This window comes from Bradyrhizobium sp. AUGA SZCCT0177, from assembly GCF_018130125.1.
In the GTDB taxonomy this organism is placed as follows: Bacteria; Pseudomonadota; Alphaproteobacteria; order Rhizobiales; family Xanthobacteraceae; genus Bradyrhizobium.
The window spans coordinates 111824-125593 of record NZ_JAFCMA010000015.1 but is presented as its reverse complement, the minus strand read 5'-3'; the positions used below and the strand labels follow the sequence as shown (position 1 = coordinate 125593).

The following is a 13770-nucleotide window of genomic DNA, read 5'->3' as shown; positions in this document are numbered from 1 at the left end:
CTCCACACCATAAATCGAGAGATGCTTTCGCTTACGCCGCGCTAGTGAAACTCGATTTATGAGTCCACGGCCTAATTCACCAGCAGAACTTCGCCGACACGGTCGATGTCGTAGCCGGCAAGTTCTGTCGCATGCTCGCGGAACGCCGCCGACCGCAGGAAGCCGAACAGGCGCTGCGGCCCGGGCAGGAAGTAATCGCGCTGCCGCAGCACGAGATCAAAATTCTCCCATGTCAGCGGCAGGAATTCGAGCGCGGCGGCCAGCGCGACCGACCTTGTTGCGATCCCGCAATCGGCGCGGCCGGAGCGCACCGCCTGCGCGACGTCGGTTCCGGTCGGGCAAGCCGGCTTCAACAAAGTGAGATCATGCGCTGCAAGGCCGGCGCGGGCCAGCAAGGCGAGCAACAGCAATTGCGCGCCGGCGCCGAGCGGACGCTGCGCCATCCGCGCGCCGGACCGCGCGACCGAGGCGATGTCGCTCAGCCCGAGTGGATTGCCTGGTGCGACCAGGATGCCTTGCTCACGCCGTGCAAACGAAATCACGACGGCATCGTGCAATCCTGGCGCGCCGGCAACGGTTGCGATGTTGACCTGCTCATCATCCTCACCATTTCCCTGGGCGTGCAAATGAATCGCCGCGGCCATCACCTCGCCGCGGGTCAGCCGCCGCAATCCTTCTTCGCTTCCTTCCGGCAGGCTCGCGAGGCCGCAGCGGCTCTCGCGCAGCGCCCATTCCAGCAGGGGATCATGACTGCCGCCAACGATCGGGGGCGCAGCGACGTGGCTGAGCGCGGCAGGCGCGATCAGGCCAGCCGTCACCCAGCGGTCGAGGGCCGCGCGCGGAAACAGCCATCGGCCGGTCACCTTGGTGCACGGCACCGCGCCCTGCGCGACCAGTTCATAGAGCTTGCGTTCGGACAGCCGCAGGTAGGTCGCGGCCTCGTCAGTGGTGAGTAGATCGGCCATTACGAACCAGCATGAACATGCATGTATATGAATCTATTACGAAGTTTGACCATAATCGCGGCTTCTGCACAAGATGCGCAAAGGATGGATTTGGGATGATTGGTGATGCTTCTGCACTTCAGCTCGTGCTGACCGGTGACCCGGCGTTGCTGGCCATCGTGCGGCTATCGCTGATCGTGAGCCTTTCCGCCGTCGTCCTTGCCGCCCTTATTGGGATCCCGTTCGGCGCCGCGCTGGCGCTGATCCAGTTTCCCGGCCGTCAGGCCGTCATCGTCGTGCTCAACGCGCTGATGGGCCTGCCGCCGGTGGTGGTCGGGCTGGCGGTTTTCCTGGCGCTGTCGCGTGCGGGTCCGCTCGGCTCATGGGGCCTGCTGTTCACGCCGAAGGCGATGATCATCGCACAAACGGTGCTGGTGGCCCCGATCATCGCGGCCCTCACGCGCCAGACCATCGAAGATCTGTGGCTCGAATACCGCGACGAACTCAACGCGATGAATGTCGGCCCGGTCGGCCGGGTAGCAACGCTGATCTGGGATGCGCGCTTCAGTCTCGTCACCGCATTGCTTGCCGGGTTTGGCCGGGCAGCAGCCGAGGTCGGCGCCATCATCATTGTCGGCGGCAATATCGACGGCTTCACCCGCACCATGACGACCGCAATCGCGCTGGAAACGTCCAAGGGCGACCTGCCGCTGGCCGTCGGACTCGGCATAGTGCTGATCGTGATCGTGATCGCGGTCAACGCGCTCGCCTGGACCGCCCGCCGCGCGGGCGAGCGAATGGCGGGGTGACCATGCGCGCGCCAGTTTCCGATCTGCCAATCAGCTTCGAGAACGTCACCGTCACCGCCGGGGCGGTGACGATCCTCGATGGCATCAGCCTCACGCTGAACCCGGGGACGCCGACCATCCTGATCGGCCCGAACGGCTCCGGGAAGAGCACGCTGCTGCGCACGGCGATGGGACTGGTGCGGCCATCACAGGGGCGCGTGACGTGGGGCGGTCGGGAAGATGTCCCGCCGACGCGGCGTGCCATCGTGCTGCAGCGCCCGGCCATGCTGCGGCGTAGCGCAAGCGGCAATATCCGCTACGCCCTGCGCGCCTCGGGCGTCGGACGGACGGAGCAGCAAAGCCGGATCGATGAGCTGCTGGCACTGGTCGGCCTCGGACAACTGGCCGATCGTCCCGCGCGGCGGCTGTCGGGCGGCGAACAGCAGCGGCTTGCGCTGGCGCGCGCGCTCGCCCGCGATCCCGCCATACTCTTGCTGGACGAGCCGACCGCGAGCCTCGATCCCGCCGCCACCAAGGCGATCGAGGACATCGTCCAGGCGGTGAGCCAGCGCGGCATCAAGATAGTCATGGCGACCCATGACCTCGGCGAAGCCCGGCGGCTGGCGGGCGACATCGTGATGCTTCACCGCGGCCGCCTGATCGAAACTGGTCCGGCCGCATCGTTCTTCAACACACCGCAAACCGGCGAAGCGAAAACGTTCCTCGCCGGCGAACTGCTCGTTTGACTGATCTTTTGGAGGACATGACATGTTTACTCGCCGCTTGCTGATGGCGATCGCCGTCAGCGCCGTTTTCGCTGGCTCCGCTTTCGCGCAGGACAAATCGATCCTGGTGGCGTCGACCACCTCGACGCAGGATTCCGGCCTGTTCGGTCACCTATTGCCGATGTTCAAGGCCAAGACGGGCATCGACGTGAAAGTGGTTGCACAGGGCACCGGCCAGGCGATCGATACCGGCCGCCGCGGCGACGCCGACGTGCTGTTCGTCCACGCCAAGGCGGCGGAAGAAAAATTCCTCAGCGAAGGCTTTGGCGTCAAGCGTTACCCTGTCATGTACAACGACTTCGTCCTGGTCGGCCCGAAAAGCGATCCTGCAGGCATCAAGGGGTCAAAGGACATCGTCGCCGCGTTCAAGACGCTCAAGGACAAGGGCATCGACTTCATTTCGCGCGGCGACAAGTCCGGCACGCACCAGGCCGAGCTCAATCTCTGGAAGGTCGCCGGCATCGACATCGCGACGGACAAAGGCCCCTGGTACAAGGAGATCGGCCAGGGCATGGGCGCCGCGCTCAACACCGCGGCGGCTTCAAACGCCTATGTGCTGACCGATCGCGCCACCTGGCTTTCGTTCAAGAACAAGGGCGAACTCGTCATCGAGGTCGAAGGCGACAAGCGGCTGTTCAACCAGTATGGCGTCATGCTGGTGAACCCGGCGAAGCATCCGAACGTCAAGAAGGATTTCGGCCAGCAATTCATCGACTGGCTGGTTTCGTCCGAGGGCCAGAAGGCGATCGCCGATTTCAAGATCAACGGCGAGCAGCTGTTCTATCCCAATGCCAGCGATCCGGGCGCCTGATGCGCATTCGCTTTTTTGCAAGCCTTGCGGTTCTCGCGTTGATGTCAGCACCAGCCATTGCGGAAGATCTGGTGCTGCTTCATGCCGCCGGCAGCCTGCGCGGCGCGCTGAGCGACGTTGCGGCCAGTTTCGAGGCTGCAACCGGGACCAAGGTAAAGGCAAAGTTCGGCGCATCCGGTTTGCTGAAGGACGAGATCGCCGGCGGCGCCAAGGCTGAGGTGTTCGCTTCCGCCAACATGGAGCACCCGCGCGCATTGGCGCTCGCCAAACGCAGCGGCCCGGTGGTGCTGTTCGCACGCAACAAGCTCTGCGCGCTGGTGAGGCCGGGTCTCGCGATCGAGCCCGCGACGCTGCTCGACCGGATGCTCGACGCCGAGATCAAGCTTGGCACCTCGACGCCGCGCGCGGACCCGTCAGGCGACTATGCCTGGGAGGTGTTTCGCAAGGCCGACAAGATCAAACCCGGCGCCTACGCCCTGCTCGACAAGAAAGCGCTGCAGCTCACCGGTGGCCCGACCAGCCCTCCGGCACCTCCGGACCGCACGATCTATGGCAATTTGCTCGCACAGGGCGCCGCCGACATCTTCCTGACCTATTGCACCGGCGCGCTGGCCGCGCAGAAGGAAAATCCGCAGCAGCAGATCGTCGGCCTTCCCGACGCGCTGGCGGTCGGCGCCGATTACGGACTGACCGTGATCAACGACGCGTCGGCGCCTGCCTACAAATTTGCGCTGTTCATTCTTTCGACCGAGGGCCAGCAACTGCTCGCAAAGCACGGATTTGCGGCGCCGGGTGCGGCACCATAGCGGATGGATTGAGGATGCGCCGTATCGGCCTGCTCGGCATCACGCTCCTTGCTCTGGTTGCACCCGCGGCCGCGGCCGACGACGGCTGCGAAAAATTCGCGTGGTCGCTGGCGCGCGAGCGGGCATGGTTTGCGGCATCCGACAAAACGAGCGTCGCGTCCGGTGTAACGCTCGCCGCATTTCCGAAGGCCGCCATTGCGATTCGTCTGCAGCCGGCCGGTGAGGCAGCATTCGAACTGCCTCCTGAGAGGAAGCCGCGGATCGAAAAGTGGTTCGGCGGCTCCGTTCGATTTCCGGCGACTGAACGGCCGGGCATCTATCAGGTGACCCTCTCTGAAGACGCGTGGATCGACATCGTCCAGGACGGACGCTACGCGCGCTCCGTCGGCAGCACCGGGCGAAGCGATTGCCCGGGATTGCGCAAGAGCCTGCGCCTGGAGCTTGGTGCCACCCCATTCACGCTGCAGGTCAGCGGCGTCCCGTCGGATGCGATCGTCATCGCGATCAGCGCTGCCGAATAGTTTCTACCTGGCCAGATCGAGCCTTGGGCGAAGCGCGTGCCGCACAAACGGCTTTTCGCCGACTAACCGCCGGCTTCGCCATCGGCGGAAACTTCGCGGCCGGCCCTGTCCTTGCCACGAAGGTGAAGCCTGTCGCCGTCGAACGACAGGGTCCACTTTTGTAGCTCGTCCATCCCCACCGCCTGCCGCTCAATCTCAAACGTGGAGCCGTTCAACCACTTCCCCTTGGTCGCAAATACGCCGCCGGCGATCGAGTCTGCCTTGCGATACAGACCATCAAGTCCAATCGGACCGATAAACCGGCGTGACGGCTGGCTCGGATCGGATGCGTATAACTCGAGGTCGTAGTGCGGGCTCGGATGAGTGAGGATCAGCGATATCGATTTCACGTTCAGCGCATTGGCCGAAAACTTGTAGGAGCGTCCCGAGACCGCGGCTGCGGTCCCCGGCGTTTCGCCAGTTTCCGTCGCCTTCTCGGTCGATATCTCGCGAATCTTGTCCGCGAGCCGATTCGAGGCGGTGGTGTCAGGGGGCAATGCCGTTTCGGATTTGACGGCGCCAGAAATCAGATCAGCCAGCCTGCCTAACGGACAAAAGTCCCTGGCCGTCGTCACCGCGACGATATCAAGCCGGGGGAAAACCATGATGAGCTGGCAATGGTATCCGTTCGCCATGTAGACGTGCTTGTCGGGAAGCGCCCAGAACAAATTGGAGTACCGCAGTTCAGGCGATCTCGGCATATTCATGTTCACGGTGGCGTGGCTCACCTTGTCGATCCAGCCCGGCGGGAGCAGCGATTTGTCCTCCCATTGGCCGTTGCGCAAATACAGATAGCCAATCTTCGCCATGTCGCGCGGCAGCAAGGCCAGACCATATCCGCCGGTCGAGTTACCCTGGGGATCGCGCCACCAGTTCGAGACGGTGATGCCGAGCGGACCGAACAGCTTGGCCTTCGCATAGTCCGCCGCGCTCATGCCGGTGAGCTTGGTGATGATGCCGGACAATAGGTGCGTGCCGCCGCTGTTGTAGTTGAAGGCCTCTCCCGGCGCGCTCGACATCGGACGATCGAGAATGAATTTGATCCAGTCCCGCTGGCGGCTCATTTCGATGACCGACTCCGGACGCCCGTCCAGCGGCTCCTTCCAGTCGATTCCCGATGTCATATCCAACAGGTGCTGAACCGTGATGGCTTTCTTTCTGTCGTCGGCATCTGCGACGCTGCGATCGCCAAAGAAATCCAGCACCGGATGGTCGAAGCTATCAAGCAGACCATCCTTGTGGGCAATCGCCGCCAGCGTCCCGACGACCGCCTTGGTCGAAGAGTTTATCCGGTGCGGAATGTCTGATGTATAGGGCGCGTAATAGGCATCCAGCACGATACGTCCATGCCGAACCAGCAGGAGGCTGTCGAGGCTGCGAGTTTTTCCGAAATCGAGCAGATTGACGAGCGCCATCGAATCCATGCCCTGCTCTTCAGGCGTGGATGTTTGCCATTGCCGGGTTGGCCAGACGCCTTCTGCTGCCGCTTGAGCAAATGCTGCGGGGCCGCAGATCAGGGCCGCCAGAGCGAGCATGCCGAGCGCGGTCCCTGAAACGGCAGATCGTATGTTTGGCATGAGCGCTTCGCCGCTTGATTGTGGGCCCAATCATTTGCGACCTGGGATCGGAATGTCAATCGCCGTTGCGCACCGCAACCGAGGTCGGCACCGGAGCTACATTTCGTCAGCCGGTTACCCACCTTGCCGATCTGCGGAAGAATGCCTATGACCGGACGGCCAGTGTTCCCCTGGGCGGAAGAACAAATGGACCGCATCGACGCGATGAAAGTCTTTGTCTCCGCCGTCGACGAGGGCAGCCTTGCCGGTGCCGGCAGACGCCTGCGCCGGTCACCGGCCGCCGTGAGCCGCGCGATCGCCTTCCTCAAGAACCATGTCGGGGCTGAACTGCTTCATCGCACTACGCGCTCGCTGAAGCTGAGCGAGGCCGGCGAGCGCTACGTCGCGGCGTGCCGCCGCGTTCTCGTCGAGCTCGAGGAGGCCGATCTCGTCGCCGGCAGCGAACGCTCGGCGCCACGCGGCACGCTGACCCTCACCGCGCCCATCATCACCGGCGAGGACATTTTGAGATCGATTCTCGAAGCCTTCATGAACGAATATCAGGCGGTGTCGGCGCGGCTCGTTCTGCTCGACCGGCCGGTGAACTTGATCGACGAGGGCATCGACGTCGCGCTCCGCATCGCGCATCTCGCCGATTCGAATTTCGTCGCAGTCCGTGTCGGCGAAGTTCGCCGCGTGATCGCGGCGTCACCGGGATATCTGGCGCGGCATCCCGTCATCCGCGAACCGGCCGATCTGGCAAAGCACCGGATTGTCGCCATGACCCATTTCGGGCTGGATTCCTGGAGCTTCCCGCCGTTGAAGGGATCCTCGGTTCCACGGGTGGTCCAGTTCGCGCCGCGGCTGGTCGTCAACACGGTTCGCGCGGCGATCGCCTCCGTGACGGAAGGGCACGGGGTCACGCGGCTGTTTTCCTATCACATCGCCGACGAAATCCGCGACGGCCGGCTGCAACTGCTGCTCGGCAAGGACGAACACCCGCCGCTGCCGGTTCATTTGCTGGCGCCGCAGGGGCGTTTGTCGGTGCCGAAGGTGCGGGCCTTTGTCGATTTCGCCGCGCCGCGCCTGAAGCGGTATTTCACCCGGCTTTCGAACGAGGCCGACAAGAATGCCAGCAACGGTCACTGCCTCCGCGGTTTCGCCGGGATCGATCAGACAGCCCTCCGCGTCGTAGCCGAGCGCGCGCAGTATTTCGATTTGTGCCTCGATGAAATTCCTGACGAGTTCGGGTGTCAGCCCCGGAAATGCGCTGAAGTTCACAAAGGAAGGCTCGATGCCGATCGCGAGCACGGTCTTTTTCGCCATGCGTTGGTTCCATATCGGGTGAAGCGCTCGCGGACCAAACGCATGGATCCTCGCGCCGGTTCCAAATCCCGCTTTGATATGATAATTCGATGAACGACGAAGCATTGATGTCGTGATCCCGATTAGGATGAATGACAGATGCCGGAAGCGGCGCTGATGTTTTCAAAGGAGAACAACACGGCAGCAAATCGACAACGCCAACCAAAGCCTGGTCGTCACCGCGTTCTGGGAGGTCAATCCGGGCGAGGAAGCGGCGGTCGCGAATCTACTGAAAGATTTCCTGCCGCAGGGGCTGGCCGGGCCAGGGCCCGCTATCCACGCGTGGAACGGGCCTGCGGCGGGCAGGCAGGGCTATTTATTCAGGTGCCAGTCTTGCATGATCAGGGTCTGGTCAATCTTAAATGCTTTGGTGGTGATCGAGGAACCCACGAGAGAGTCCAAACTGTTGTCCCCATACGCCGGTCCCCCGCGCTGCCGCAGCACATAGGTCGCACCGTCCTCTGCTTTCAGAACGACGGTCTCGCGCTCGCTCTTCGATCCGGCGTCGACACGCTCCCGCACCACCTGGCCAGAGAGCTCGACCTGTTTAGGCTCCATACTACCGGCTTTCGCATTCTTCGACGGCGATGATGCCGCTCCCCAATATATGACCAACAATGATCTCATACGAGGGGAATTGTTCGCCCGAAACAGCCTTCGGGCCGTCCTTTTCCTTCGTGGCAATCACCACGCGCCGCTCGTTCTCCATCGTCTTGCCGGTGCTCCTGAACTGTGCGCCTCCGGTCACGGACAGGACATCGGGCGGATCGTTATAGCCTTTGCCGGCAGCGATATCACGAAATCGGTCGAGCACCTCCAGTCCTTCCTTTGGATCGATCTTCTTCCCCGGCATCGAGGCCGACGACGCGATCGTCTTTCCCTCGGTTGCGAGCGCGATCCGCCGGAATTTGCGCTGGCTCGCCGCGTCCACGGCCAGCTCTGCCGGGGCTGCTGCAACAAGGCCCGATACCGACTTCCGTGCAGGCTCTGCGTCGAGCACGGGATGCAAGGAAGGATCCCCATAAAGCACGAACTGCGCCAGGGTTTTGAGATTGACGGGGCTGGCCATGGTCTGGGTCTGCACAAAGCGTTGCCGGGCCTGCAACATCGCGCGGCCGGTCGAGGCGCCCGCCAGGATCTCCTCGAGAAAATATTGCGTCATCAGGTCCGCTTGCGCGTTCGATTTGGGCGGACCGTAGGAAATGTTGGTGGACCCCATGAAGGCCGCGGCTCCCTTGCCGAGATACGTCATGCAAATCGGCTGATGATCCCCCACCATTCGATAGTCGTAGAGCTGCGCGCCATAACAGCACTCCGCCGCCACCACGGTCCCGGCCGTAACGCCCTGGGCCTGCAAAAGCTGGCTTTCCATGGCGGTCGGTAGTGGGCCGGCGCCCTCACCGTAGAACCGTGAATTTGCGGTCGCCCCGTGGCAATTGATGAAATGAACCAGATGGGCGAGCGATGGATCGATCGCGGGATGACCGTGCGCGGGCGCCAGAAACAGCGACGTGTGATCGCCAAAAAGGGACGACAGGCTGAGTTGGGTCGATTGCTGCCAGACTTCGGTGCTGATCGAGAAATAGCGGGAGTAATCGGCGCCCGGCCGGCCGGTGTGCCGGATGCTGTGATCGATCAGTTCGATCAGTCGCTGAGGATCGGTCTCGCCCAATGCTGCGGGCAGACGGCCCACCACACGCGTCACGCCGAGATAGGCCTGGGCCTTTTTGCCGAAGGCGGCGGCGCATGCGAACGGCAAATCGCTTGCGATCGATTGATCGGCGTCGGTGATGCCGGCGACTGGATTCAGCGTGATATGCGGAACCACGTCCGGACCATCCAGCAGCAGGATATAATCCGGGGTCTCGCGGACGTAGATCGCGTCGACCGCTTGCTTGGCGCCGCGCTCGTCGCTGGCGTTGATGACTGCATTTCCGTTCACCGCCGCCATTTGAGCCGCATCGTCGATCTCAAAGACCACGGAGGTCAGACCTCGCGCCGCGTCAGCCGCAATCAGGCGCTCAATGGTCTGTCGGACCGAAGCGGCGCCGGCGACGCCATACTTGGCAACGACGGCGGCGCGGTTGGTAATGATCGCCTTGTCAATTTCCGGCATTCGTATCGCCCCTTGCTCTCAACAGGCGCGGCTGCAGCCGAGCAGCCGCGCGCATCAACACCTCCCCCGCTCAGAGCGACGGCCGCCTGCTACTATGCAAGCGGAGCCATCATGGGATCCTGGCCGATCTTGATAAGGCCTTTGAGCGTGAACTCGCCGGTCGCCAACTCTTCCTTGGTCGGCGGGGAAGCGATCACGCTGTCGGTCGCAAACTTAGCAAGATTAAAAAGTGTCTCGGCCACAATACGGCTGCCAACAGGGCCCAGATGCTGGCCGTCAGGTCCGCCTGGTTTCGGGGCGCCTGCCTCAGCGAGGATATAGAACCATAACGGGGTCCTCTCGAAGAGACCCGCCGCTTCGATCGTCGCGCTCAGTCCGGACGGAGTTGCGCTCTTGATCACGTCGCGCGAGAGCGGCGGGACGCCCATGCGGTTGGCGACCGCCTGCCCGGTCGGCAGCCCCAGCAGATAGCCACGAAGCAGGTTCCGCGCCGCGAGTTTTCCCATCAGGGTGGCAATCGGGTTGCCCTGGACGTCGCGCAAACTGCCGAGTTCTGGGGTCAGGTTGGCGTCGATCCGGCGCGCCGGATTGATCGATGCCTTGTTGGCGTCGGTGCCGAAGAAGCGTGGCCACTCGATGATCCAATTATCCGGCAATGTCGGAAACTCGCCGTCCTGCCCGGGACCCGGTTGGAGATCGCCGGACAGCGCGGTGAAGGTGAAGAGGAAGTTGAAGGTTGCCGGGATTCCATCGGGATTGAAGGTCGAGTTGTGCGAGTAATCGGCCCGGATCATCGAATGCCCAAACCGATATGCCGCGGTGGAAAATTCAAGCGGCATGAACAGATCCTGGGCACTTGCCACCTTCCAGAGCTTTGGTCCGTTGTCGAGGACATCCTTGACGACGGTTGCGTCGCAGACGCGTGGCAGGAAATCGTGCAACACGGCCCATTGATACCGGCGCCGGATCTTGGTTCTCGCCGACGCGCCGTCCGCGCCCCGCTGCATCAGTTCGTTGTGTGAGCGCAATATCCCGACATGCAATTGGGCGACCAGCAGGTTCTCGTCGTTGCGCGGATCGCCGATCAGCGCCTGGCGATCCAGATCCTTTTCGTCATCCGTGGCCGGATTTGGAATCAGTGGCCGCCGCGGCAGGTCGTGCTTCTTGCTCGCGGTGCGGATCGTGCCAAACGGCGCCGGCGATACGTCGCCAAGCTCCATCTCGCCGTTCTCTTGCGTGGCATCCTGCGCCAACCCGCCGTAAACACTGTCGAGGTCGAGGATCGCCGTGCGGACGTTGCTAACCCTGGCGATCGCGTCGCCCTGCGAAAGAGGGATGAAGGTCGATGCCTCGATGATGTCGGACACGCCCGGCGCCTGGATCGCCGGATCGAAAACTGTCTTGGTGATGTCGTGATCGATGAACTGCCCGAAATAGGTATAGGCGGCGGGAATCTGGCTCTGCTCGTTCGACGGGTCCTCCGCCATCGCGAATCCCAGCTTGGACAGTGCATCGATGGTGCTCGGACCTTCCGGCAGTCGGTTGGCAGGATCGCCGGCGAGATCGCCGAACATGAATCCAACGGTGGGTTTCACCGGCGCACCTGGCAGCGCCTTGGGCAGGGACTTCGCTTCTAAGGATGAGATTGGTTCGCCATGATAACGCGCGCGCATTGTGCTCTCCCTGAAGGTAATTAGATATGAAAACAACAATTAATAGTTGCTACTTCCGGAGATTGCGTCAAGTCGATTATGCCCGCAGCGGCTAAATACCGCTCTCCGGATGGAATTCCATTCCGGACCATCGGAGATGCGATTTGCGTGCCCGCTTCGGAGTCAGGAAGCCGCTGTTGCGCCCGCTCTCGCGGCGCGCCGCTTCAACAATTCCTGTTCGCGTTTGTTGCCGGCGAGACTGGCAGCGGCCTCGAACGCGGCGCGCGCTTCTTCGAAGCGGCCGAGCTTGTGCAGGAGATCGCCGCGAACGCTTCCCAGCAGATGATAGGTCTTCAGCGCGGGCTCGTGCGCAAGACGGTCCACGATCACGAGCGCTGCCGCCGGTCCCTCGGCCATACCGACCGCAACGGCGCGGTTGAGTTCGATGATGGGCGAGCGCACCAACGCGGCGAGGTCAGCATAAAGTTCTGCAATGCGCGACCAGGGGGTTTCATTGGGCGCCGACGCCTGCGCGTGGCAGGCGATGATCGCCGCCTGCAGGGCATAGAAACCACCGGCGCCGCCGAGATCGCGCGCCCGCGCCAGCGCCAACATGCCCCGGCGAATCTGGAGCTGGTCCCACAGTCCGCGGTTCTGGTCCATCAGCAGGATCGGATCGCCGGCTTTGTCGGTGCGCGCGGCGGTGCGCGAGCCGTTCAACTCCATCAGCGCCAGCAGGCCGTGCGCCTCGGATTCCTGCGGTGCGATCGAGGTGAGCACGCGCCCCATGCGCAGCGCATCGTTGCAAAGCTGCGGCCGCAGCCATTCGTCGCCGCGGGCCGCCGTATAGCCCTCGTTGAAGATGAGGTAGACGACCTCCAGCACGGAAGCGAGCCTTTCGGAAAGCTCCTCGCCGCGCGGTGTCTCGTAAGCGAGACCTGATTCCGACAGCGTCCGCTTCGCGCGCACGATCCTTTGAGAAATGGTCGCCTCCGGCAGCAGGAAGGCACGCGCGATCTCGTCCGTTGTCAGGCCGCAGATCATCCGCAGCGCCAGCGCGGCGCGGGCTTCGCGCGACAGGCGCGGATGGCAGGCCGTGAAGATCAGGCGCAGCAATTCATCGCCGATATCGTCGTCGAGCGCGCTGTCGAAATCGGGCATGGCCTGCTGTTCCTGCTCCATGTCCCGCGCCACGATCTCGTGCTTGCGGGTGAGCATCTGGCGGCGGCGCAGCTGATCCAGCGCCCGCCGCTTGGCGATCGCCATCAGCCAGGCCCCGGGCTTTTCCGGAACGCCCGTGACAGGCCAGTGCTCGATCGCCGCCAGCAGCGCTTCCTGCGTCAGGTCCTCGGCCAGCGGCACGTCGCGCAGCATCCGCGACAGGCTGGTGAGCAGCCGCGGCTGCTCGATGCGCCAGACCGCGACGACGGTGCGATGGATGTCGGCGGCGGTCATCGCCGCCAACACCGTCCGCGCCGCACCCGCTTCAAGAGGCGGCCCGCGCACTGACCGAGCAGGCCGCCTCCCAATCCGCCGTCACAAAAGCGCGGACTTCGCATGTCCCTTCCCAACCCGGCATGTAGTCGCGGTGAACCTGCATGAACTCGACCGCCTTCTCGATCGCTTCCTGCTTGTCGCGGAGTTCGAAGATCGCATAGCCGCCGATCACTTCCTTGGCTTCCACGAACGGCCCGTCGACGACACCAAGCCTGCCATCCGTGATCCGTACCTGCGCGCCCAATGTCCGAGGTTGTAGCGCACCGCTGGTGACCATGCGGCCGGCCTTGATTTCGCGTTCGGCGAGCTTGTGCACGGCCGCCATCAATTCGGGCGTCGGCGGTGTGGGGTGGACAGGCGTAACGATATACATGAAGCGCATGTGAAGAACTCCCTTGTGAGTTAGCCACCGCTATCGCTGGTTAGCGGCGGCCGGGATAGCGAACGGCGATGATCAGGAACACTCGCCCGGCGCGCCGTCGAAGAACGCGCGAATCTCGCAGGTCCCTTCCCAGCCCGGCATATGATCGACGTGGAGCTGCATGAATTCCTTCGCCAGCGCCACCGCCTCTTCCTTGCTGCGCAGTTCTGATATCGCGTAGCCGCCGATCACCTCCTTGGCCTCCACGAACGGGCCATCGACGACGCTGAGCTTGCCGTCGGTGATGCGCACCTGCGCGCCCATCGCGAGCGGCATCAACCCGCCGGTGTCCAGCATGCGGCCGGCCTTGATTTCCCTGTCGGCGAGCTTGTTCATCGCCTCCATCATTGCTGCCGGCGGCTCTGCGGGCGGATGGGACGACATGACGATCGACATGAAGCGCATGAAAAACTCCTGTTTGAGGCGAGCCGCAGGCACCCAGCCCGCGGAACTGTCCCGCTATTTGAGA

13 protein-coding genes and 1 pseudogene are annotated in these 13770 nt (G+C 63.2%); 6 read left to right on the top strand and 8 right to left on the bottom strand.

Features of this window, described 5'->3' with window-relative positions:
- Nucleotides 1-71 precede the first annotated feature (71 nt).
- Nucleotides 72-965: a substrate-binding domain-containing protein gene (locus JQ597_RS19145; RefSeq protein ID WP_212265775.1), complete on the bottom strand. Its 894-nt coding sequence runs from the start codon at nucleotides 963-965 to the stop codon at nucleotides 72-74.
- Between the two features lie 95 nt (nucleotides 966-1060).
- Between JQ597_RS19145 and JQ597_RS19140 the strand changes: the two genes are divergently transcribed.
- Genes JQ597_RS19140 through JQ597_RS19120 form a run of 5 tightly spaced genes read left to right on the top strand, consistent with a single transcriptional unit; the run spans nucleotide 1061 to nucleotide 4655 of the window.
- On the top strand, nucleotides 1061-1753 hold the full coding sequence (locus JQ597_RS19140) for an ABC transporter permease (protein WP_212265774.1): 693 nt from the start codon (nucleotides 1061-1063) through the stop codon (nucleotides 1751-1753).
- Between the two features lie 2 nt (nucleotides 1754-1755).
- Nucleotides 1756-2478 carry an ABC transporter ATP-binding protein gene (locus tag JQ597_RS19135; protein WP_212265773.1) on the top strand — a complete coding sequence of 241 codons (723 nt, stop codon included), beginning with the start codon at nucleotides 1756-1758 and terminating at the stop codon, nucleotides 2476-2478.
- A 22-nt stretch (nucleotides 2479-2500) separates the two neighbouring features.
- Nucleotides 2501-3328: an extracellular solute-binding protein gene (locus JQ597_RS19130; RefSeq protein ID WP_212265772.1), complete on the top strand. Its 828-nt coding sequence runs from the start codon at nucleotides 2501-2503 to the stop codon at nucleotides 3326-3328.
- Entirely contained in the window at nucleotides 3328-4134 is an 807-nt protein-coding gene (locus JQ597_RS19125; protein ID WP_283813437.1) for a molybdate ABC transporter substrate-binding protein, read from the top strand. The genes JQ597_RS19130 and JQ597_RS19125 overlap by 1 nt, the downstream gene beginning before the upstream one ends.
- 14 nt (nucleotides 4135-4148) lie before the next feature.
- The gene (locus tag JQ597_RS19120; protein WP_212265770.1) at nucleotides 4149-4655 is read left to right on the top strand and encodes a hypothetical protein; all 507 of its coding nucleotides are present in this window, start codon (nucleotides 4149-4151) and stop codon (nucleotides 4653-4655) included.
- A gap of 62 nt (nucleotides 4656-4717) precedes the next feature.
- On the opposite strand, the gene JQ597_RS19115 is transcribed toward JQ597_RS19120, so the two are convergent.
- Nucleotides 4718-6118, bottom strand: a complete 1401-nt coding sequence (locus tag JQ597_RS19115; protein ID WP_249148009.1) for a serine hydrolase domain-containing protein — start codon at nucleotides 6116-6118, stop codon at nucleotides 4718-4720.
- Between the two features lie 339 nt (nucleotides 6119-6457).
- Here JQ597_RS19115 and JQ597_RS19110 point away from each other — a divergent pair.
- Nucleotides 6458-7372 (top strand): annotated as a pseudogene (locus JQ597_RS19110) (LysR family transcriptional regulator); the annotation flags it as partial.
- Nucleotides 7373-7927: 555 nt separating this feature from the next.
- On the opposite strand, the gene JQ597_RS19105 reads toward JQ597_RS19110, so the two are convergent.
- The 6 genes from JQ597_RS19105 to JQ597_RS19080 form a co-directional block, all read right to left on the bottom strand.
- The gene (locus JQ597_RS19105; protein ID WP_212265768.1) at nucleotides 7928-8173 is read right to left on the bottom strand and encodes a hypothetical protein; all 246 of its coding nucleotides are present in this window, start codon (nucleotides 8171-8173) and stop codon (nucleotides 7928-7930) included.
- Between the two features lies 1 nt (nucleotide 8174).
- The gene (locus tag JQ597_RS19100; protein ID WP_212265767.1) at nucleotides 8175-9731 is read right to left on the bottom strand and encodes a C25 family cysteine peptidase; all 1557 of its coding nucleotides are present in this window, start codon (nucleotides 9729-9731) and stop codon (nucleotides 8175-8177) included.
- Nucleotides 9732-9823: 92 nt separating this feature from the next.
- On the bottom strand, nucleotides 9824-11326 hold the full coding sequence (locus JQ597_RS19095) for a peroxidase family protein (RefSeq protein WP_212265766.1): 1503 nt from the start codon (nucleotides 11324-11326) through the stop codon (nucleotides 9824-9826).
- Nucleotides 11327-11566: 240 nt separating this feature from the next.
- A complete protein-coding gene (locus JQ597_RS19090) occupies nucleotides 11567-12838 on the bottom strand; it encodes an RNA polymerase sigma factor (protein WP_212265765.1) in 1272 nt (423 codons plus the stop codon).
- A gap of 31 nt (nucleotides 12839-12869) precedes the next feature.
- Nucleotides 12870-13262 carry a YciI family protein gene (locus JQ597_RS19085; RefSeq protein ID WP_192739250.1) on the bottom strand — a complete coding sequence of 131 codons (393 nt, stop codon included), beginning with the start codon at nucleotides 13260-13262 and terminating at the stop codon, nucleotides 12870-12872.
- A 72-nt stretch (nucleotides 13263-13334) separates the two neighbouring features.
- A complete protein-coding gene (locus JQ597_RS19080) occupies nucleotides 13335-13706 on the bottom strand; it encodes a YciI family protein (protein ID WP_192739251.1) in 372 nt (123 codons plus the stop codon).
- Nucleotides 13707-13770 lie beyond the last annotated feature (64 nt).

Excerpts from the sequence above, each read along its gene's own strand:
- JQ597_RS19080 (WP_192739251.1), bottom strand. The coding sequence starts at position 13,706 with ATGCGCTTCATGTCGATCGTCATGTCGTCCCATCCGCCCGCAGAGCCG.
- JQ597_RS19100 (WP_212265767.1), bottom strand. The coding sequence starts at position 9,731 with ATGCCGGAAATTGACAAGGCGATCATTACCAACCGCGCCGCCGTCGTT.
- JQ597_RS19145 (WP_212265775.1), bottom strand. The coding sequence starts at position 965 with ATGGCCGATCTACTCACCACTGACGAGGCCGCGACCTACCTGCGGCTG.
- JQ597_RS19125 (WP_283813437.1), top strand. The coding sequence starts at position 3,328 with ATGCGCATTCGCTTTTTTGCAAGCCTTGCGGTTCTCGCGTTGATGTCA.
- JQ597_RS19115 (WP_249148009.1), bottom strand. The coding sequence starts at position 6,118 with ATGGATTCGATGGCGCTCGTCAATCTGCTCGATTTCGGAAAAACTCGC.
- JQ597_RS19130 (WP_212265772.1), top strand. The coding sequence starts at position 2,501 with ATGTTTACTCGCCGCTTGCTGATGGCGATCGCCGTCAGCGCCGTTTTC.
- JQ597_RS19105 (WP_212265768.1), bottom strand. The coding sequence starts at position 8,173 with ATGGAGCCTAAACAGGTCGAGCTCTCTGGCCAGGTGGTGCGGGAGCGT.
- JQ597_RS19140 (WP_212265774.1), top strand. The coding sequence starts at position 1,061 with ATGATTGGTGATGCTTCTGCACTTCAGCTCGTGCTGACCGGTGACCCG.
- JQ597_RS19090 (WP_212265765.1), bottom strand. The coding sequence starts at position 12,838 with ATGACCGCCGCCGACATCCATCGCACCGTCGTCGCGGTCTGGCGCATC.
- JQ597_RS19085 (WP_192739250.1), bottom strand. The coding sequence starts at position 13,262 with ATGCGCTTCATGTATATCGTTACGCCTGTCCACCCCACACCGCCGACG.
- JQ597_RS19135 (WP_212265773.1), top strand. The coding sequence starts at position 1,756 with ATGCGCGCGCCAGTTTCCGATCTGCCAATCAGCTTCGAGAACGTCACC.
- JQ597_RS19120 (WP_212265770.1), top strand. The coding sequence starts at position 4,149 with ATGCGCCGTATCGGCCTGCTCGGCATCACGCTCCTTGCTCTGGTTGCA.